The following is a 19886-nucleotide window of genomic DNA, read 5'->3' as shown; positions in this document are numbered from 1 at the left end:
TCGGGGTATGGCGCAGAGCCATCAGGCGACGAAAATCCGAGCGTTGCCGATCGTACATATTTCTTCACGCGGGGACACATGCAGACACTTAAGGTCGATCTAGGCGAGCGCAGCTACCCAATCCATATTGGCGAAGGTTTGTTGGACCTGCCCGAGTTGCTCGCACCGCACATTGCCGGTCGGCAAGTGGCGATCATCTCCAATGAAACGGTCGCGCCGCTGTATCTTGAGCGTCTGAGCCGCAGCCTTGCGGCCTACTCGGTGATTTCGGTGATCCTGCCTGACGGCGAGGCTCACAAGAACTGGGAAACCCTGCAACTGATCTTTGATGGCCTGCTGACTGCACGGCATGACCGACGTACCACGGTGGTCGCCCTGGGCGGCGGCGTGATCGGCGACATGGCCGGCTTTGCCGCAGCGTGCTACCAGCGCGGCGTGGACTTTATCCAGGTGCCGACCACCTTGCTGTCCCAGGTCGATTCGTCGGTGGGCGGCAAGACCGGCATCAACCACCCGCTGGGCAAGAACATGGTCGGCGCGTTCTATCAGCCGCAAGCTGTGCTGATCGACACCGCTACCCTTAACACCTTGCCACCGCGTGAGCTGTCGGCCGGCCTGGCGGAAGTCATCAAGTACGGCCTGATCTGTGACGAGCCGTTCCTGACCTGGCTCGAAGAACACATGGACGCCCTGCGTGCCCTGGACCAGGTTGCACTCACCGAAGCGATTTCCCGCTCATGCGCCGCCAAGGCGCTGGTGGTGAACGCCGACGAACGGGAGTCCGGCGTACGCGCCACCCTGAATCTGGGCCACACCTTCGGCCATGCGATCGAAACGCACATGGGCTATGGTGTGTGGTTGCATGGGGAAGCCGTAGCGGCTGGCACGGTAATGGCACTGGAAATGTCGCAACGCCTGGGCTGGATCAGCGCCCAGGAGCGTGATCGCGGCATCCAGCTGTTCCAGCGCGCCGGTTTGCCGGTTATTCCGCCGCAAGAGATGACCGAGGCGGATTTCCTCGAACATATGGCAATCGACAAGAAAGTGATCGACGGTCGCCTGCGACTGGTACTGCTGCGCCATATGGGCGAAGCGGTAGTGACCGACGATTATCCGAAAGAGATTTTACAGGCCACGCTGGGAGCGGATTACCGCGCCCTGGCCCAGCTTAAAGGTTAATAAGATCCCGATGACTAGTTTGCATGCCGACGAGGCGTTCCTCGGCCACTACCAGTTAAGCCACGACCCATTTGCTCCGCGGGTGCCTGGCTTCAAATTCTTCCCTGCCCAGCGCAAGCCGGTGCTCGGTCAGTTGCACCACCTGGCGCGCTACAGCCAACTGTTGCTGGTAGTGACCGGCCCGTTGGGCAGCGGCAAGACCCTGCTGCGCCAGGCGCTGGTTGCCAGTACCAACAAGCAATCGGTACAGAGCGTGGTGGTGTCGGCCCGTGGCGCCGGTGATGCAGCCGGCGTACTGCGCCAGGTGGCCCAGGCGCTGGACGTTGCCAATGCCGAGCCGAACGCGATCCTCAAGCAGGTTGTGCAGTTGGGCCTGACCGGCCAGGAAGTCTACTTGCTGGTGGACGACGCCGAGCAGCTTGACGAATCCGCCCTGGAAGCGCTGCTGGCGCTGGCGGCGGGCACACCGGAAGGGCGCCCGCACGTATTCCTGTTTGGTGAGTCGTCGTTGATTGCCGATCTGGAGCAGATCAGCGGCGAGCAGGAGCTGTTTCACGTTATCGAACTGCAGCCCTACGAAGAGGAAGAAACCCGCGAATACCTGGCTCAACGCCTCGAAGGCGCCGGTGCCGGTATCGAACTTTTCACGGCAAATCAGATCTCTGATATTCACGAAAGCTCCGACGGCTGGCCTGGCACCATCAACCAGGTTGCCCGCGATGCCTTGATCGAAGCCATGATTGCCAGCCGCTCTGCGGTTAAGCGTCCAAAGATGGGGTTTACTATGCCTAAGAAGCACGTATTGGCGATTTCTGCCGTTGTCGTGGTCGCTGTCGCCGCTGCCTGGTTGATCCCGGGTCGCAGCAAGGCACCCGCCACCGCCGGCGCGCCAACCGAACAGGCGCAGTTGCCACTGGGCAAACCCACGCCAAATGTCGAATTCGCCAACTCCGGCCAACCGACCAACCTGCCGATGGTCGGCCAGCCGGTCATGCGCGGCCCGCTCGCTGAAGCCGCCGGTGGTATCTCTGAAGGTGACGACGGTGTGCCGGTCGAAGGCTCCAGCGCCACGCCACCGACCGTGACCACCACCGCGCCGCCTGCTGGCGTTCCGGCTGGCCCAGCCGCCGCTCCAGTTGCCAAGCCGACGCCAGCGCCGACCGTCGCCACTGCCAAGCCTGCTCCAGTTGCCAAACCTGTCGCGCCTGCGCCAGTGGCCAAGCCGGCACCGGCCGCCAAGCCTGCTGAAAAACCTGCCACTGTCGCTAAAGCGGCCCCTGCCGCCGCCGGCAGCAGCTGGTACAGCAGCCAGCCAACGGGTAATTTTGTGGTGCAGATCCTGGGTACCAGCTCCGAAGCCAACGCCCAGGCGTTCGTGAAAGAGCAGGGCGGCCAGTACCGTTATTTCAAGAAAGTGCTCAACGGCAAGCCTCTCTACGTGATCACCTACGGCAGTTTCCCAAGCCGTAGTGCAGCTGATTCTGCGATCAAAACCTTGCCAGCGAAGGTTCAGGCTGGTAAACCTTGGCCTCGCACTGTCGCCAGCGTTCAACAAGAACTCGCAACAGCTCGCTGAAGACCCGGCGGCCTTACCCAGGCCGCTCTCTCAGCACCTCAAAGAAAACAACACAGCGTGCAGCCCTGAAGGCCGCGCGCTTTGTGGTGTCTGCGTCACGTAGCTTTTGAGTCGTAGCGGTCAGAATTAAAAAAGTTTTGACTAGCACAGCATATCGCTTTAAACCTTTCATAAATGCGACATAGATTTGCGACATTTCGTCGCTAAATTTGTGAGCGTTCGTGTCGGTGTGTACAATGACCTCCCTTTTGCCCCCGCTAAGCCGGCGTACGTTCGGCGTGGAAGGTAACCGGTTGAATTGAAAAGAAATTTGCCTCGGTAGAAGAGGCAGCCTGGTGAGAAAGTGTCTATGAAAGCAGGTCTGTACCAACCCGATGAATTCAAGGATAACTGCGGTTTCGGCCTGATAGCCCACATGCAGGGCGAGCCCAGTCATACCCTTTTGCAAACGGCCATCGAGGCCCTGACCTGCATGACCCACCGCGGTGGGATCAACGCCGACGGCAAGACCGGTGACGGTTGCGGCTTGCTGATTCAAAAGCCCGACCAGTTCCTGCGCGCTGTCGCAAAAGAGCAATTTGCTGTCGACCTGCCCAAGCAATACGCCGTGGGCATGGTGTTTTTCAACCAGGACCCGGTTAAAGCCCAAGCCGCTCGCGAGAACATGAACCGCGAAATCGTCGCCGCCGGCCTGCAACTGGTTGGCTGGCGCAAAGTGCCGATCGACACCAGCGTGCTTGGCCGCCTGGCCCTGGAGCGCCTGCCGCAGATCGAGCAAGTGTTCATCGCAGGCGATGGCCTCAGCGATCAGGACATGGCGATCAAACTGTTCACCTCGCGTCGTCGTTCGTCGGTCTCCAACGCCGCGGACACCGACCACTACATCTGCAGCTTTTCGCACAAGACCATCATTTATAAAGGCCTGATGATGCCGGCGGACTTGACCGCCTTTTATCCGGACCTGAGCGACGAGCGCCTGCAAACCGCGATTTGCGTGTTCCACCAGCGCTTCTCCACCAACACCCTGCCGAAATGGCCGCTGGCGCAGCCATTCCGCTTCCTCGCCCACAACGGCGAGATCAACACCATCACCGGCAACCGCAACTGGGCCGTGGCCCGTCGCACCAAGTTCGCCAACGATTTGATGGACCTCGAAGAGCTCGGCCCGCTGGTCAACCGCGTGGGTTCCGACTCCTCCAGCATGGACAACATGCTCGAACTGATGGTCACCGGCGGCATCGACCTGTTCCGTGGCGTGCGCATGATCATTCCGCCTGCGTGGCAGAACGTCGAGACCATGGACCCGGACCTGCGTGCATTCTACGAGTACAACTCGATGCACATGGAGCCGTGGGACGGCCCGGCCGGCGTGGTGATGACCGACGGCCGCTATGCGGTGTGCCTGCTCGACCGTAACGGTCTGCGCCCGGCGCGTTGGGTCACCACCACCAACGGTTTCATCACCCTGGCGTCGGAAATCGGCGTGTGGGACTACAAGCCTGAAGACGTGATCGCCAAAGGCCGCGTAGGCCCAGGCCAGATCCTGGCCGTGGACACTGAAACCGGGCAGATCCTCGACACCGATGCCATCGACAACCGCTTGAAGTCGCGTCACCCGTACAAGCAATGGCTGCGCAAGAACGCCCTGCGCATCCAGGCGACCATGGAAGACAACGACCACGGTTCGGCTTTCTACGACGTCGACCAGCTCAAGCAGTACATGAAGATGTACCAGGTCACGTTCGAAGAGCGCGACCAAGTGCTGCGCCCGCTCGGCGAGCAAGGCTATGAAGCGGTCGGCTCCATGGGCGATGACACGCCAATGGCCGTGCTGTCCCAGCGCGTGCGCACGCCGTACGACTATTTCCGCCAGCAGTTTGCGCAGGTGACCAACCCGCCGATCGACCCGCTGCGCGAAGCCATCGTGATGTCGTTGGAGGTGTGCCTCGGTGCCGAGCGCAACATCTTCCAGGAATCGCCTGAGCACGCCTCCCGCGTGATCCTCAGCTCGCCGGTCATTTCCCCGGCCAAATGGCGTTCGTTGATGACCCTGGAGCGTCCAGGCTTCGACCGCCAGATCATCGACCTGAACTACGACGAGAGCCTCGGCCTTGAAGCCGCCGTGCGTAACGTCGCCGATCAGGCTGAAGAAGCTGTGCGCGCCGGTCGTACCCAGATCGTGCTGACCGACCGCCACATCGCCCCAGGCAAGCTGCCGATCCACGCCTCCTTGGCCACCGGCGCGGTGCACCACCGCCTGACCGAAAAAGGCCTGCGTTGCGACTCCAACATCCTCGTGGAAACGGCTACTGCCCGCGACCCGCACCACTTTGCGGTGCTGATCGGTTTCGGCGCCTCGGCGGTTTACCCGTTCCTGGCCTACGAAGTGCTGGGTGATTTGATCCGTACCGGTGAAGTGCTGGGCGACCTCTATGAGGTGTTCAAGAACTACCGTAAGGGCATCACCAAGGGCTTGCTGAAGATCCTGTCGAAGATGGGCATCTCCACCGTCACGTCTTACCGTGGCGCCCAGCTGTTCGAAGCCATCGGCCTGTCTGAAGAAGTCTGCGAGCTGAGCTTCCGTGGCGTGCCAAGCCGTATCAAGGGCGCGCGTTTCGTCGACATCGAAGCCGAACAGAAAGCCCTGGCAGCCGAAGCCTGGAGCGCGCGCAAGCCGATCCAGCAAGGTGGCCTGCTCAAGTTCGTGCACGGTGGCGAATACCACGCCTACAACCCGGACGTGGTCAGCACCCTGCAAGCCGCTGTGCAGCAGGGCGACTACGCCAAGTTCAAGGAATACACCGCGCTGGTGGATAACCGCCCGGTGTCGATGATCCGCGATTTGTTCAAGGTGAAGACCCTGGACACGCCGCTGACCATCAGCGAAATCGAACCGCTGGAATCGATCCTCAAGCGCTTCGACTCCGCCGGTATTTCCCTGGGTGCCTTGTCGCCCGAGGCTCACGAAGCCCTGGCCGAAGCCATGAACCGCCTGGGTGCGCGTTCCAACTCCGGCGAAGGCGGCGAAGACCCGGCGCGCTACGGCACCATCAAGAGCTCGAAAATCAAGCAGGTCGCCACTGGCCGCTTTGGTGTAACCCCGGAATATCTGGTCAACGCTGAAGTGCTGCAGATCAAAGTCGCCCAGGGTGCCAAGCCCGGTGAAGGCGGCCAGCTGCCTGGCGGCAAGGTCAACGGTTTGATCGCCAAGCTGCGTTATGCAGTGCCGGGCGTCACCCTGATTTCGCCACCGCCGCACCACGACATCTATTCGATTGAAGACTTGTCGCAGCTGATTTTCGACTTGAAACAAGTCAACCCGCAGGCGCTGGTCTCGGTGAAACTGGTAGCAGAAGCCGGCGTGGGCACCATCGCCGCCGGTGTGGCCAAGGCCTATGCCGACCTGATCACCATTTCCGGCTATGACGGCGGCACCGGCGCTTCGCCGCTGACCTCGATCAAGTACGCCGGCGCGCCGTGGGAACTCGGCCTGGCCGAAACCCACCAGACCCTGCGCGGCAACGACCTGCGCGGCAAGGTGCGGGTGCAAACCGATGGCGGCCTGAAAACCGGCCTCGATGTGATCAAGGCTGCGATCCTCGGCGCCGAAAGCTTCGGCTTCGGCACCGCGCCCATGATCGCCCTGGGCTGCAAATACCTGCGCATCTGCCACCTGAACAACTGCGCCACCGGCGTCGCCACTCAGAACGAGAAGCTGCGCAAGGATCACTACATCGGCACCGTCGACATGGTGGTGAACTTCTTCACCTACGTCGCCGAAGAGACCCGTGAGTGGCTGGCCAAGCTGGGCGTGCGTTCGCTGGAAGAGCTGATCGGTCGTACCGACTTGCTCGACATCCTCGAAGGCCAGACCGCCAAGCAACAGCACCTGGACCTGACGCCGCTGTTGGGCAGCGATCACATCCCGGCAGACAAGCCACAATTCTGCCAGGTGGACCGCAACCCGCCGTTCGACAAAGGCCTGTTGGCCGAGAAGATGGTCGAGATGGCCAGTTCCTCGATCAATGACGCCAGCGGTGGCGACTTTGCCCTGGATATCTGCAACTGCGACCGCTCGATTGGCGCACGTATCTCCGGCGAAATCGCGCGCAAGCACGGCAACCAAGGCATGGCGAAAGCGCCGATCACCTTCCGCTTCAACGGCACCGCCGGCCAGAGCTTCGGCGTGTGGAACGCCGGCGGCCTGCACATGTACCTCGAAGGCGACGCCAACGACTACGTGGGCAAGGGCATGACCGGCGGCAAGCTGGTGATCGTTCCGCCTAAAGGCAGCATCTACAAGACCCAGGACAGTGCCATCATCGGCAACACCTGCTTGTACGGTGCCACTGGCGGCAAGCTGTTTGCCGCAGGGACCGCCGGTGAGCGTTTCGCCGTGCGTAACTCCGGTGCCCACACCGTGGTGGAAGGCACTGGTGATCACTGCTGCGAGTACATGACCGGTGGCTTTGTCGCGGTACTGGGCAAGACCGGTTACAACTTCGGTTCGGGCATGACCGGCGGTTTCGCCTACGTGCTCGACCAGGACAACACCTTCGTCGACAAGGTCAACCACGAGTTGGTCGAGATCCAGCGGATCAGCGGCGAAGCCATGGAGTCCTACCGGAACCACTTGCAGCACGTGCTGGACGAGTACGTCGAGGAGACCGGCAGCGAATGGGGTCGTAACCTCGCCGAAAACCTCGATGATTACCTGCGTCGTTTCTGGCTGGTCAAGCCCAAGGCTGCCAACCTGAAATCGTTGCTTTCCAGCATCCGTGCCAACCCGCAGTGATATGCGCCTGAAGAGTTTGATGAGGTTTTAACATGGCTGAACGTCTGAATAACGACTTCCAGTTCATCGATGTCGGGCGCAAAGATCCGAAGAAGAAACTGTTGCGTCAACGCAAGAAAGAGTTCGTGGAAATCTACGAACCCTTCAAACCCCAGCACTCGGCCGACCAGGCCCACCGCTGCCTGGGTTGCGGTAACCCGTATTGCGAATGGAAGTGCCCGGTGCACAACTTCATTCCCAACTGGCTAAAGCTGGTGGCCGAGGGCAACATCCTCGCCGCCGCCGAGCTGTCGCACCAGACCAATACCCTGCCGGAAGTCTGCGGCAGGGTTTGTCCCCAGGACCGTCTGTGCGAGGGTGCCTGCACCCTTAACGATGGTTTTGGCGCGGTGACCATCGGTTCGGTGGAGAAGTACATCACCGACACCGCGTTCGCCATGGGCTGGCGCCCGGACATGTCCAAGGTCAAGCCGACCGGCAAGCGCGTTGCGATCATCGGCGCAGGCCCGGCGGGCCTGGGCTGTGCCGACGTGCTGGTACGCGGCGGCGTGACCCCGGTGGTGTTCGACAAGAACCCGGAAATCGGCGGCCTGCTGACCTTCGGTATTCCCGAGTTCAAGCTGGAAAAAACCGTACTGAGCCATCGTCGTGAAGTCTTCACCGGCATGGGTATCGAGTTCCGTCTCAATACCGAAATCGGCAAAGACATCACCATGGAGCAACTGCTCGCCGAATACGATGCCGTGTTCATGGGCATGGGCACCTACACCTACATGAAGGGCGGCTTTGCCGGTGAGGACCTGCCGGGCGTGTATGACGCGCTCGACTTCCTGATCGCCAACGTCAACCGCAACCTGGGCTTTGAAAAGTCGCCGGAAGATTTCGTCGACATGAAAGGCAAGAAGGTCGTGGTACTGGGCGGTGGTGACACCGCGATGGACTGCAACCGCACCTCGATCCGCCAGGGCGCCAAGTCGGTGACCTGTGCTTATCGCCGTGACGAAGCCAACATGCCCGGCTCGCGTAAAGAGGTGAAGAACGCCAAGGAAGAAGGCGTGAAATTCCTCTACAACCGCCAGCCGATCGCCATCGTCGGTGAAGACCGTGTTGAAGGTGTGAAGGTGGTCGAGACCCGTCTCGGCGAGCCGGACGCCCGTGGCCGTCGCAGCCCTGAGCCGATCCCGGGCTCCGAAGAAATCATCCCGGCTGACGCCGTGGTGATCGCTTTCGGTTTCCGCCCAAGCCCGGCGCCGTGGTTCGAGCAGTTCGAAATCCAGACCGACAGCCAGGGCCGCGTTGTAGCCCCGGAGCAAGGCCAGTACAAACATCAGACCAGCAACCCGAAAATCTTCGCCGGCGGCGATATGGTGCGCGGCTCTGACCTGGTAGTTACCGCGATCTTCGAAGGCCGCAACGCCGCCGAAGGCATCCTGGATTACCTTCAAGTTTGAGTTGAAACACGGTCAACTGTGGGAGCTGGCTTGCCTGCGATAGCGGTGGTGAATTCACTACTGTCATCGCAGGCAAGCCAGCTCCCACACAAACCCCATTCCAGATAGGGTTTGGTGGTGTCTGTCATACCGCAAGACACCGCGACAAATTGACCCGATAGACAAAAGGCACGGCTCACTCCGTGCCTTTTGCGTCGCGCTCTGAGAAAATGCCCGCACTTTTTTTGCGGATGCCGACATGACTGCCCTCAAGAACGACCGTTTCCTTCGTGCCCTGCTCAAGCAACCCGTAGACGTCACGCCCGTGTGGATGATGCGTCAAGCCGGTCGCTACCTGCCGGAATACCGCGCCAGTCGCGCCAATGCCGGCGACTTCATGAGCCTGTGCATGAACCCGGAGTTCGCCTGCGAAGTCACGATGCAGCCGCTGGACCGCTACCCACAACTGGACGCGGCCATCCTCTTCTCCGACATCCTCACCATCCCTGACGCCATGGGCCAAGGCCTGTATTTCGAAACCGGCGAAGGCCCGCGTTTCAAAAAAGTCGTCAGCACCCTGGCCGACATCGAAGCCCTGCCGATCCCGGATCCGCACAAAGACCTCGGCTACGTGATGGACGCCGTGAGCACCATCCGTCGCGAGCTTAACGGCCGCGTGCCGCTGATCGGCTTCTCCGGCAGCCCGTGGACCCTGGCCACTTACATGGTCGAAGGCGGCTCGTCGAAAGACTTCCGCAAAACCAAGGCCATGCTCTACGACAACCCGCAAGCCATGCATCTGCTGCTGGACAAGCTGGCGCAGTCGGTCACCAGCTACCTCAACGGCCAGATCATGGCCGGGGCGCAAGCGGTGCAAATCTTCGACACTTGGGGCGGCAACCTGTCGTCGGCGGCGTACCAGGAGTTCTCCCTGGCCTACATGCGCAAAATCGTCAGCGGGCTGATCCGCGAACACGAAGGCCGCAAAGTGCCGGTGATCATGTTCACCAAAGGCGGCGGCCTGTGGCTGGAAAGCATTGCTGATGCGGGCGCCGATGCACTGGGCCTGGATTGGACCTGCGACCTCGGCGAAGCCCGCCGTCGCGTCGGCAACCAGGTAGCGCTGCAAGGCAACATGGACCCGACCGTGCTGTACGCCAAGCCGGAAGCGATCCGCACCGAAGTCGGCCGCATCCTGGCCAGCTATGGCAAGGGCAGCGGGCACGTGTTCAACCTCGGCCATGGCATCACCCCGGAAGTAAATCCGGAGCACGCTGGCGCGTTCCTGCGTGCAGTGCATGAGCTGTCGGCGCAATATCACGAGTAAAACTCAAACCAAATGTGGGAGCGGGCTTGCTCGCGAATGCGGTGATTCAGTGACGAATTTTTCGACTGACACTCCGCATTCGCGTGCAAGCCCGCTCCCACATTAAAAACAGTGTTGCATCAGGCCTGAACATTTCTCAGCGGCGGCAACTTCGCCAGCTTCAGCGCCACTAGCAGCGCACCCATCAGCAACGCCACGATAAACCCGCCAATCCCGTTCCACCCGGCAAAATGCCAGAAGAACCCGCCCGCCGTCCCCGCAATACTCGACCCCACGTAGTAGCAGAACAGATACAGCGACGACGCCTGTCCTTTGGCCTTCACCGCCCGCCGCCCAATCCAGCTGCTGGCCACCGAATGCGCGCCGAAGAAGCCGAAGGTGAAGATCAGCATGCCCGGCACCACCAGCCACAGCGGTGTGAACAGGGTCAGCAGCATCCCCGACAGCATCAAGACGATGGTGCCCCACAGCACGCGACGGCGGCCGAGGCGGTCGGCCAGGGAGCCGATTTTGGCCGAGCTGTAGATGCCCGACAGATACACCAACGACAGCAGGCCGACCACCGCCTGGCTCAGCTCGTAGGGTGAGGCCAGCAGGCGATAGCCGATGTAGTTGAACATCGTCACAAACGCGCCCATCAGCAGGAAGGCTTCGAGGAATAACCACGGCAGGCCCGCGTCCTTGAAGTGCATGACAAAACCGTCCACCAGGTTGCGCGGCTTGAGGCTGCTGGCGCGGAAGTTGCGCGATTCGGGGAGGATTTTCCAGAACACCGTGGCTGCGATCAGCGCCAGGGCGCCGATAATCAGCATTGCGGTGTGCCAACTGACAAAGTCGATCAACACGCCGATGATCAGGCGCCCGCTCATGCCGCCAATCGCGTTGCCGCCGATGTACAGGCCCATGGCCAGGCCGATGTGCTGGGGGTGGATCTCTTCACTCAGGTACGTCATCGCCACGGCGGCCAAGCCGCTTAACGACAGGCCCACCAGCGCACGCATCAGCAGAATGCCTTCCCAGGTCGGCATCAAGCCACTGGCGATGGTGGCCAGCGCGGCACAGAACAACGCAGCGACCATCACCGGTTTACGCCCCAGCCTGTCAGAAATCGGCCCGGTGATCAGCAGCCCCAGCGCCAGCATCGCCGTGGCGACAGAGAGGATCAGGCTGCTTTGTGCCGCATTGATGGAAAACTCGTGGGACAGCGCCGGCATCATCGGCTGCACGCAGTACAGCAGGGCAAAGGTGGCAAACCCGCCGGAGAACAGCGCCAGCACTGTGCGCATGAACATCGGCGTGCCTTTTTCGATGTACTCGTCATTGAGCTGAGCGACCACCTCATCCAAAGCGGTGGGCGGGACTTCTTGAGCGAATGGCGCGACAGCAGATTTCACGGGGACCTCGGGGAGGAAAAGCCTGCCAGGACTGGCAATACGAAAAAGAATATAGCTGCCTAATGATTCTTTCCAATATATTGTTCGACCTGTTTAAGAGCTTTTACGACCTAATGAGGTTTACATGGAATTGCGTCACTTGCGGTACTTCATTGCCGTCGCCGAAGAGCTGCATTTTGGCCGCGCCGCAAAGGTGCTGGGCATCTCGCAACCGCCGTTGAGCCAGCAGATCCAGGCGCTGGAACAGGAAGTGGGCGCACGTTTGTTTGAGCGTACCAACCGTCGGGTTGAGCTGAGCGAGGCTGGCCGGTTGTTCCTGCAAGAAGCGCGCTTGGTGCTGGCGCAAGTGGATAAAGCCGCCGACGTGGCGCGCCGCGCGCAATTGGGCGAGCTGGGCGAATTGAAGATCGGCTTCACCTCGTCGGCGCCATTTAACTCCAGCATTCCACAGGCGATCTTTGCGTTTCGTAAAGCCTTCCCGGCGGTGCACCTGAATTTGCAGGAAATGAGCAGCACCGAGGTGGCCGAGTCGCTGGTGGATGAGTCGATTCAGGTCGGCCTGATGCGCCCGCTGCCGTTGCCGGATTCTCTGAGCGTGATCGAGTTGATGCGTGAGCCTTTGGTCGCAGTATTGAACGCTGGCCATCCGTTGGTGGAAGGCAGCGAGCGCGGCCTGCACCTGGCGCAACTGGCCGAGGAGCCGTTTGTATTTTTCCCACGCACCTACGGCAGCGGCCTGTACGCCCAGCTACTCAACCTGGCCCGCGATGCCGGCTTCAGCCCGCACTTTGCCCAGGAAGCCGGAGAAGCAATGACAATTATCGGCCTGGTGGCGGCGGGGCTGGGGGTGTCGGTGCTGCCGGCGTCTTACCAGCGCATCCGCATTGATGGTGTGGTCTATCGCACCTTGCTCGATCAGGAGGCCGTGACAGCGGTGTGGCTGGTGCAACGCAAGGGCGCGCAAACGCCGATGGCCAAGGCCTTTGTGGAGTTGCTGACGCGCCAGGCAGTGGTGTAGGCAGCCTCACATATCAGGTAACGCAACCAGCTTAGTTATTCGCGAGAAAGTTGCGCAGAATCGCTCTTTTCAAAGCGAGTGAAATGGATGGCACTTCTTTACCAGCCCAAGGAGGGCAGCGTGTTGATTTGTGATTTCCGAGGTTATGAGGTTCCGGAGATCATCAAGATTCGACCCGTCATTGTGATACGCAAGCACCGCACCAATAAATTGCTGGTTACCGTAGTGCCCCTGAGCACAACCGCACCTCAAACGCTATTGGAGCATCACCTGCAGCTCGACAGCCATCTTCAAGGCGCACACCCCGTCTGCTGGGCGAAGTGCGACATTGTGGCGACCGTAAGCCTGGGACGACTGGATCGAATCAAAAGCAAGGACCGTCATGGCAAACGAACTTACAAAATCGCGGAGCTCACCAGTGACCAGTTTTTAGCGATAAAAGTGGCGGTGCGCAGTGCGCTGGGGCTGCGTTGGAGGGAATGAAGGGTAGACGGCGCTTTGCCACCGATTGCAGGCAACCTGTTTTCAGGCATACTGACCGGGTTCCCGAAAGGGGCTTGTGAGACTCTGAGGATCCTGGGCAACCAGCCATCGCAGAGCCGGGCAGGAAGTGGCGATGACAAGCCGACCTGTTTGTGAAGAGGGCGCCGAATGGCGCCCTTTGTCGTTTATGCAGAACACAAAGCCTCAGTTCTGTTTCAAAGCCTCCACGCCATTCATGCCCGCACTCTGCAAGCCCGCCATGATGTCGCGATCCAGCATGCTCACCCAGCGATTGTAGTTGCGATGGATCTTGCCGTCCTTGTAGCCCAGGTCGCGGCTGTCGCGGTAGGTGATGGCGTAGCTGTTGCGGGTATAGCGGATGTCGATTTCAGCATGGAACTGGTTACGCACAGTGATTTCGGCCTGCACCAGTTGCGGGCTCAGGCGTTGCACGGTCCACTCGCGCTTTTGCAGGGCCGCGACGATCACCTGTTTGACTTTCTCTTCGCTGAGCTGGGCCGTGACCGGCAAGTCGTGCTGGGTGTTGAGTACAGGTTTGTTGGTGCAACCGGCGGTGGTGAGCAGAGCCAGAGTGATCAGGGTGGCGCGTAGCAAGGAAGACATTCCGTTTTCTCCAATCAATTAAAAAATCAGGACCAGCGGCGAAAGATCAACGAAGTGTTGACGCCGCCAAAGGCAAAGTTGTTGTTCATCACGTAGTCGTTGTGCATCTCGCGGAACCCACCTTGCAGGTAATCCAGCTCGCCGCATTGCGGGTCGACGGTATCCAGGTTGAAGGTGTGCACGTACTGGTCACGGTTCATCATTTCGATGCTGAACCAGGACTCCAGCGCACCGCAGGCGCCCAAGGTGTGGCCCAGGAAGCTCTTCTGCGAACTGATCGGCATGCGGCTGCCGAACAGGCTGCTGGTGGCCAACGTCTCGGCGATGTCGCCCTGGTCGGTGGCGGTGCCATGGCCGTTGACGTAGCCGATGGCGGATGGCTCAAGCCCGGCATCTTCCAGCGCCAGCTCCATGGCCCGGCGCATGGTTTTCTGCTCCGGGCGCGTGGTGTGCTGGCCGTCGGCGTTGCTGCCAAAACCCACCAGCTCGGCGTGGATATGCGCACCGCGCGCCAGGGCGTGTTCCAGTTCTTCGAGCACCAGCATGCCGCCGCCTTCGCCGATCACCAGGCCGTCGCGGCCGCTGTCGTAAGGGCGTGGGCTGGTCTGCGGCGCGTCGTTTTTCAAGCTGGTGGCGTACAGCGCGTCGAACACCATGGCTTCGGTGGGGCACAGCTCTTCGGCGCCGCCGGCAAGCATCAACGGCAAGCGGCCGAACTTGATCGCCTCGTAGGCGTAACCGATGCCCTGGCTGCCGCTGGTGCAGGCGCTGGAGGTAGGAATCAGCCGCCCGGTGAGGCCAAAGAAGATGCTGATATTTGCCGCCGTGGTGTGCGGCATCATGCGCACATAGGAGTTGGCATTCAGCCCCTCGGCCACCGAGTTCAGCAGCATATTGCCGAACGCCTTGATCTCATCGGTGCTACCGGTGGATGAGCCACAGGCCACGCCCATGCGCCCATCCTTGATCGATTCGTCGCCTAACAAGCCGGCATCCTGCAACGCTTGCTCCGCCGCCCACACCGCCAGGCGTGAGACGCGGCCCATGCTACGCAGCTGCTTGCGCGTCCAGTGCGCAGGCACGACAAAATCATCGATCGGCCCGGCCAGGCGCGTGTTCAATTCGGTAAAGCGGTCCCACTCATCCATGCGCCGGATGCCGCTGCGGTTGGCGCGAAAATTTGCGGCGATGGTGTCCCAATCGCTGCCCAGGGAGGTCATGCCGGCCATGCCGGTGACGACGACGCGCTTCATCAGCACAGGCCCCCATTCACGGCCAGCACTTGGCGCGTGATATAGCCGGCCTCGGCCGACATCAGGAAGTTCACCGCACCGGCGACTTCTTCCGGGGTGCCCATGCGTTGCGCCGGGATCATCTTCATCAGTTCTTCAACCGGCACGTTTTCATCCAGCATCGCCGTGTCGATCAACCCGGGTGCCACGCAGTTGACGGTGATCTTGCGCTTGCCCAATTCAATCGCCAGCGCTTTGGCCGCGCCGATCAAACCAGCTTTGGAGGCACTGTAGTTGACCTGGCCACGGTTGCCGATCAATCCGGAAACCGAAGTGATACAGACGATACGGCCAGCCGCGCGACGACGAATCATCGGCATCATCACCGGGTGCAGCACGTTGTAGAAACCATCCAGGTTGGTGCGCATCACCACATCCCAATCGTCTTCCGAGAGGGCCGGGAAAGCGCCGTCACGGGTCAGGCCCGCGTTGAGCACCACGCCGTAATAGGCGCCATATTGCTCCACGTCGGCCTCAAGGATCTCCTTGCAGCTGGCTCGATCCGCCACATCAAATTGCAGCACCCGTGCCTTGCGACCCAATGCCTCGATCTCGACTTTTACCGCGTCCGCTTCAGCGCGGCCACTGCGGCAATGCAGCACGATGTCATGCCCGGCCTGGGCCAGGCGCAGGGCAATGGCGCGGCCGATGCCACGGCTGGAGCCGGTGACCAGTACGGATTCAGTCATGGCGTTGCGTCCTTCGGTTCTTCTAAATAATTGGCCGCCTGGGGCGGTCGAAATACGTTCAAGCGTGCGCTGGCCTGGATACCGTCGCCGGTGAGGTGGCATTCGAACACACCCATGCCGTTGTCGTCTTCCAGCGAGCGCAGGCCGTGGATGCGCAGCTCGGCACCGGCCGGGAAGTGCTCCACGTTGCATTCAAATTTGCGCGTGCCGAGCAGGAACCCCAACTCCACTGCCTCGCCATTCTGGCGCGCACGGCAACCGGCATAGGCGGCGACGCTCTGCGCCATCAGCTCGATGCCAACCCAGGCCGGCAGGCTGCCGTCCGGCCGGTTGAACAGGCCGCCGGGCTTGACGGTGGCGCGGGTGTGAACCTGCTCTTCATCGAACGACAGCACCTGGTCGATCAGGATCATGTCGCCCGCGTGGGGCAGCAGCTCGGCGAGTGACCAATCGATCATGGGGCCTCCGCGATTATCAGGCTGACGTTATTGCCGCCGAAGGCAAACGAGTTGCTCATCAGGCAGCGTTTTTTCAAGGTGTCGCCGGTCTGTGTCCACTGCAACGCGGGCAGTGCCGGATCGGCTTGGCCGTCCCACACATGCGGCGGCACACGGTCATGCATCAGGCTCAACCAGCAGAACGCCGCTTCCAGCGCGCCTGCGGCACCGAGGGTGTGGCCGCTCATGGGCTTGGTCGACGAACACGCTACGCCTTGAGGAAACAGGCTGGCGACGGCCAGGCTTTCCATGGCGTCGTTATGCTGCGTGGCAGTGCCGTGCAGGTTCAGGTAGCCGATGTGTTCCGGTTCAAGTTTGGCGCTGGCCAGCGCCTTGCGCATCGCCTGCAACGCACCTTTGCCGGTGGGCTCGGGCGCGGAGATATGGTGCGCATCGCAACTGGCGCCGCTGCCCAGCAGGGCAATCGGCGCAGGCGTTTTAGTCATCAGAAACAGCACCGCCGCTTCGCCGATATTGATGCCGTTGCGGTTCACCGAAAACGGATTGCAACGCTCGCTGGCGACCGCTTCCAGCGCGGTAAAGCCGTTAAGCGTCAGCTTGCACAGGCTGTCGACACCGCCGCAGATCACCGCATCACACACACCCAGGTCGAGCAGGCGCTGGGCGCTCATCAACGCACGGGCGCTGGAGGTGCAAGCAGTAGAAATCACATAGGCCGGGCCGCTGACGTGCAACCAGTCGGCGAGAAAATTCGCCGGTGCGCTGAGTTCCTGTTGCTGGTAGTCATAGTCGCCCGGGAACTGCTGCCCACGCAGGTAATGCGCGATGCCGCGACTGGCTTCATCGATACCCGAGGTGCTGGTGCCCAGCACAATGCCAACCCGCGAGGCGCCGTAGGTGTGGATTGCCTGGCGCAGCTCGCTTTCAATCTGCACGGCCGCTTCCAGCAGCAACTGGTTATTGCGGCTGCTCTGCGGGCGTAGCTCAGCCGGGATTGCCACCAGCTCGCTGCGCACACCGCCCACCGGCAGCACGCGTTCCGGCACCCAACCGCCTTCGGCGCGCATGCCGGAGCAATCGCCGGCAAACAGGCTGCGGCTGACTTCAGCCTGGCCTCGGCCCAGGGCGCAGATCACGCCCAGGGCATTCAGGTAAGCCGTCATCGCGCCGCCCCAAGTGGCGTGATGCGGTAGCTCAACGGCTGGCCCGCCATGTTCACGCTGAACACCTCTGAGGACTGGTAGACGATTTGCCAATGCCCCGGCAGCGTGCGCGTCAGGTCCATCGCCTGGGCACGCGGGTACAGCGTGGGCACGTCATCGGCCGAGGTCAGCGCAAACAACAGCGCCGCAAACAGCTCACGTGCCTGCGGGTTGGGCGGCAGCAAACCGTCGGCCTGCCACTGGCCATTGATCAGCTTTTGCCGGGCCTGGGGAATGCCCAATGGGTCCATCATCGACCAGCGAATGGCCGCGCCTTCGCGCTGGATCACCAGCAGCCAATCCTGGGTCTGGCCGTCGGCGCGGCGCTGCACATGCAGTTGCATGGGCAAGGCCAGGGCCGGAGTTTTTTCGGGCAGCGGCGGCTGGCTGACGCAGGCGCTCAGCAGCAACAGGCAACCCATCAACAGCATACGAATCATGTTTCGGCGCTCGCTAAAGGTTTACGCGCCACGCAGTTGACCAGGGTTTCTTCGCGTTGGCCAACCGGCGGCGGGTTGCGCAGGCCCCAGCGTTCCAGCAGGCCGAAATCGCTGGAGCGGCTCCACCACAAATACGGGTACGAAACGTTCTGCGGGCCGAACTCAAAACCCTGCTCGCGCAGCATCTCCAGGTACTCTTCGGCGCTTTTTTGCACGTGCATCGGGTGGCGGAACAGCCAGCGAATCACCCAGGTGTCGATATAGGCTTCGGTGGATTCGGCAAACAGCAGATAGCCGCCCGGCTTGAGCACGCGATAGAACTCTTTTAAGGCGCGATGCTGTTCAACCAGGTGGTGGAAGGTCTGGTGGCAGAACACAATATCGACGCTTGCGTCCGGCACGTCGAGCGTGGCGCAGTCGCTGCCGATCAGCTCGATGGCCAAGCCTTGGCGCTTGGCTTCTGCCTGGCTCAGCTCGAGGCTGTGCGGGTCGGCATCCAAGCCGATCAAGCGCTGTGGTGCGAACACCTGCTGCAAATACTGGAACGACTTGCCCTGGCCGCAACCGGCATCCAGCAACACCGGCGCCACCGGCAGCGGGTCGGTGAACAAGCTGCGCAGGTCGTTGATCGCCACGCGCAAGACGTGGTGCTGCCAGGTGTGGCTGCGCAGGAACCAGAAGCCGAACCGGGTTTCTTCGACGTAGTTTTTACTCAGGTATTGGCTACTCATACTGGCTCATCCGCGCAAATTTCCGAGAGCATCCGCAGGCGCCGCTTGGGCTCGCTGACAAATGGGTTGCGCTCATCCCAGGCGTAACCGGCGAGGATCGAGCTGATCATCCGGCGAATCTCCGGTGAGCTGCCTGGGTGAAAAATCACATCCTGGAAGGTGCCTGCATACCAGCCTTCGACATAGCAGCGGAAGGTGTCGACCCCGCGTTTCAGCGGCTCGGCAAACTCGGTTTGCCAGTCGACGGTTGCGCCCTTGAGTTGGCGACTGAGCAAACCCGCCGCCATGCTCGCCGAACGCATGGCGATGGTCACGCCCGAAGAGAACACCGGGTCGAGGAATTCCGCCGCATTGCCCAGCAGCGCAAAGCCTGGGCCGTGCAGGGTTTTAACGTTGGCCGAATAGCCGGCGAGGGTGCGCGCGGGTGTATCCCACACGGCGTTTTGCAGCACGCCCGCCAGGCTTGGCGTCTCAGCGATGAAACCGCGCAGGCAAGTATCGAGATCACTGTCGCGGCCGACGAAATGTTCTTTTGCTGCAACCACACCTACCGAGCAGCGGCCATTGCTGAACGGGATGGTCCAGAACCAGATATCGCGCTGGGTCGGGTGAGTGGTGACGAGGATTTTGCTGCGATCAAAACATGGGTGTGTGATGTGATTTTCAACGTGGGTAAACACCGCCTGGCGCACCGGGAAATTCGACGGCGCCTCCAGGTCCAGCAGGCGTGGCAACACGCGGCCGTAGCCGCTGGCATCGAGCACGAATTTGGCCTTGAGGTGATACGCGCTGCCATTCTCGCGGCGCACATGCAGGTAGCGGCTTTCGCCGACGAAATCCACGCCGACGATGCTTTCGCCGTAGCGAATCTCTACGCCTTGCAGTGCTGCCTGATCGGCCAGCAACTTGTCGAACTCGCCGCGCTGCACCTGGAAGGTGGTGGGCTTGCCGTTGCTGAAGGTGTCACTGAAATCAAACGCACTGTAGCGCTCGCCCCAGGCGAACGCCGCGCCGGTTTTTACCTGGAAACCTGCCGCCTGCACGGCATCGAGCATGCCGGCCTCTTCGATAAAGTCGATGCAGTGCGACAGCAGGCTTTCGCCAATCGAGAAGCGCGGGAAATGTTCGCGCTCGATCATCAATACATCATGCCCGTTGCGCTTTAACAGCGCGGCGGCGATAGCGCCGGATGGCCCGGCACCGATCACCACCACCTGGCGACGTTCCATTTCAACTGTGGGCACGAGG

At 61.3% G+C, this 19886-nt stretch carries 16 protein-coding genes; 7 read left to right on the top strand and 9 right to left on the bottom strand.

All coding sequences use genetic code 11. From position 1 onward, the window contains the following. Positions 1-78: 78 nt before the first annotated feature. From aroB to hemE, 5 genes are all read left to right on the top strand, one after another. Positions 79-1179 carry a 3-dehydroquinate synthase gene (gene aroB / locus FFI16_RS24635; RefSeq protein WP_138817200.1) on the top strand — a complete coding sequence of 367 codons (1101 nt, stop codon included), beginning with the start codon at positions 79-81 and terminating at the stop codon, positions 1177-1179. A 10-nt stretch (positions 1180-1189) separates the two neighbouring features. Beyond that, positions 1190-2755, top strand: a complete 1566-nt coding sequence (locus FFI16_RS24630) for an AAA family ATPase (RefSeq protein WP_138817199.1) — start codon at positions 1190-1192, stop codon at positions 2753-2755. Positions 2756-3104: 349 nt separating this feature from the next. Further along, entirely contained in the window at positions 3105-7550 is a 4446-nt protein-coding gene (gene gltB / locus FFI16_RS24620; RefSeq protein ID WP_138817198.1) for a glutamate synthase large subunit, read from the top strand. A gap of 32 nt (positions 7551-7582) precedes the next feature. After that, a complete protein-coding gene (locus FFI16_RS24615) occupies positions 7583-9001 on the top strand; it encodes an FAD-dependent oxidoreductase (RefSeq protein WP_003187920.1) in 1419 nt (472 codons plus the stop codon). Between the two features lie 238 nt (positions 9002-9239). Next, a complete protein-coding gene (hemE, locus tag FFI16_RS24610; protein WP_034117349.1) occupies positions 9240-10307 on the top strand; it encodes a uroporphyrinogen decarboxylase in 1068 nt (355 codons plus the stop codon). A 119-nt stretch (positions 10308-10426) separates the two neighbouring features. On the opposite strand, the gene FFI16_RS24605 is transcribed toward hemE, so the two are convergent. Beyond that, entirely contained in the window at positions 10427-11653 is a 1227-nt protein-coding gene (locus tag FFI16_RS24605) for an MFS transporter (RefSeq protein ID WP_371923634.1), read from the bottom strand. Positions 11654-11825: 172 nt separating this feature from the next. Between FFI16_RS24605 and FFI16_RS24600 the strand changes: the two genes are divergently transcribed. Together FFI16_RS24600 and FFI16_RS24595 are read left to right on the top strand one after the other, a co-directional pair. Then, a complete protein-coding gene (locus FFI16_RS24600; RefSeq protein WP_138817196.1) occupies positions 11826-12719 on the top strand; it encodes a LysR family transcriptional regulator in 894 nt (297 codons plus the stop codon). An 87-nt stretch (positions 12720-12806) separates the two neighbouring features. Further along, positions 12807-13202 carry a type II toxin-antitoxin system PemK/MazF family toxin gene (locus FFI16_RS24595; protein ID WP_138817195.1) on the top strand — a complete coding sequence of 132 codons (396 nt, stop codon included), beginning with the start codon at positions 12807-12809 and terminating at the stop codon, positions 13200-13202. Positions 13203-13406: 204 nt separating this feature from the next. On the opposite strand, the gene FFI16_RS24590 is transcribed toward FFI16_RS24595, so the two are convergent. From FFI16_RS24590 to FFI16_RS24555, 8 genes are read right to left on the bottom strand one after another with little or no spacing between them, the layout of a single operon-like run. After that, positions 13407-13826: a hypothetical protein gene (locus FFI16_RS24590; RefSeq protein WP_138817194.1), complete on the bottom strand. Its 420-nt coding sequence runs from the start codon at positions 13824-13826 to the stop codon at positions 13407-13409. Positions 13827-13852: 26 nt separating this feature from the next. Then, a complete protein-coding gene (locus FFI16_RS24585) occupies positions 13853-15079 on the bottom strand; it encodes a beta-ketoacyl-ACP synthase (protein ID WP_138817193.1) in 1227 nt (408 codons plus the stop codon). Then, positions 15079-15807 carry a 3-oxoacyl-ACP reductase FabG gene (fabG, locus tag FFI16_RS24580; protein WP_138817192.1) on the bottom strand — a complete coding sequence of 243 codons (729 nt, stop codon included), beginning with the start codon at positions 15805-15807 and terminating at the stop codon, positions 15079-15081. The genes FFI16_RS24585 and fabG overlap by 1 nt, the downstream gene beginning before the upstream one ends. Continuing rightward, a complete protein-coding gene (locus FFI16_RS24575; protein ID WP_138817191.1) occupies positions 15804-16265 on the bottom strand; it encodes a hotdog family protein in 462 nt (153 codons plus the stop codon). Before FFI16_RS24575 ends, fabG begins: the two co-directional genes overlap by 4 nt. After that, on the bottom strand, positions 16262-17428 hold the full coding sequence (locus FFI16_RS24570; protein WP_138817190.1) for a beta-ketoacyl-[acyl-carrier-protein] synthase family protein: 1167 nt from the start codon (positions 17426-17428) through the stop codon (positions 16262-16264). The genes FFI16_RS24575 and FFI16_RS24570 overlap by 4 nt, the downstream gene beginning before the upstream one ends. Further along, entirely contained in the window at positions 17425-17907 is a 483-nt protein-coding gene (locus FFI16_RS24565) for a hypothetical protein (protein ID WP_099548057.1), read from the bottom strand. The genes FFI16_RS24570 and FFI16_RS24565 overlap by 4 nt, the downstream gene beginning before the upstream one ends. After that, the gene (locus FFI16_RS24560; RefSeq protein ID WP_138817189.1) at positions 17904-18638 is read right to left on the bottom strand and encodes a class I SAM-dependent methyltransferase; all 735 of its coding nucleotides are present in this window, start codon (positions 18636-18638) and stop codon (positions 17904-17906) included. Before FFI16_RS24560 ends, FFI16_RS24565 begins: the two co-directional genes overlap by 4 nt. Further along, positions 18635-19882, bottom strand: a complete 1248-nt coding sequence (locus FFI16_RS24555) for an NAD(P)/FAD-dependent oxidoreductase (protein ID WP_256666282.1) — start codon at positions 19880-19882, stop codon at positions 18635-18637. Before FFI16_RS24555 ends, FFI16_RS24560 begins: the two co-directional genes overlap by 4 nt. Positions 19883-19886 lie beyond the last annotated feature (4 nt).

Origin of the sequence: Pseudomonas sp. KBS0710, from assembly GCF_005938045.2 — a bacterium.
Classification (GTDB): domain Bacteria; phylum Pseudomonadota; class Gammaproteobacteria; order Pseudomonadales; family Pseudomonadaceae; genus Aquipseudomonas.
Note: the sequence above shows the minus strand (reverse complement) of the source record. Positions and strands in the feature narration are given on the sequence as shown.

What these genes read in the sequence shown, in the direction of transcription:
- aroB (WP_138817200.1), top strand. Translation starts at nt 79, where the DNA reads ATGCAGACACTTAAGGTCGATCTAGGCGAGCGCAGCTACCCAATCCAT.
- FFI16_RS24630 (WP_138817199.1), top strand. Translation starts at nt 1,190, where the DNA reads ATGACTAGTTTGCATGCCGACGAGGCGTTCCTCGGCCACTACCAGTTA.
- gltB (WP_138817198.1), top strand. Translation starts at nt 3,105, where the DNA reads ATGAAAGCAGGTCTGTACCAACCCGATGAATTCAAGGATAACTGCGGT.
- FFI16_RS24615 (WP_003187920.1), top strand. Translation starts at nt 7,583, where the DNA reads ATGGCTGAACGTCTGAATAACGACTTCCAGTTCATCGATGTCGGGCGC.
- hemE (WP_034117349.1), top strand. Translation starts at nt 9,240, where the DNA reads ATGACTGCCCTCAAGAACGACCGTTTCCTTCGTGCCCTGCTCAAGCAA.
- FFI16_RS24600 (WP_138817196.1), top strand. Translation starts at nt 11,826, where the DNA reads ATGGAATTGCGTCACTTGCGGTACTTCATTGCCGTCGCCGAAGAGCTG.
- FFI16_RS24595 (WP_138817195.1), top strand. Translation starts at nt 12,807, where the DNA reads ATGGCACTTCTTTACCAGCCCAAGGAGGGCAGCGTGTTGATTTGTGAT.
- FFI16_RS24590 (WP_138817194.1), bottom strand. Translation starts at nt 13,826, where the DNA reads ATGTCTTCCTTGCTACGCGCCACCCTGATCACTCTGGCTCTGCTCACC.
- FFI16_RS24585 (WP_138817193.1), bottom strand. Translation starts at nt 15,079, where the DNA reads ATGAAGCGCGTCGTCGTCACCGGCATGGCCGGCATGACCTCCCTGGGC.
- fabG (WP_138817192.1), bottom strand. Translation starts at nt 15,807, where the DNA reads ATGACTGAATCCGTACTGGTCACCGGCTCCAGCCGTGGCATCGGCCGC.
- FFI16_RS24575 (WP_138817191.1), bottom strand. Translation starts at nt 16,265, where the DNA reads ATGATCGATTGGTCACTCGCCGAGCTGCTGCCCCACGCGGGCGACATG.
- FFI16_RS24570 (WP_138817190.1), bottom strand. Translation starts at nt 17,428, where the DNA reads ATGACGGCTTACCTGAATGCCCTGGGCGTGATCTGCGCCCTGGGCCGA.
- FFI16_RS24565 (WP_099548057.1), bottom strand. Translation starts at nt 17,907, where the DNA reads ATGATTCGTATGCTGTTGATGGGTTGCCTGTTGCTGCTGAGCGCCTGC.
- FFI16_RS24560 (WP_138817189.1), bottom strand. Translation starts at nt 18,638, where the DNA reads ATGAGTAGCCAATACCTGAGTAAAAACTACGTCGAAGAAACCCGGTTC.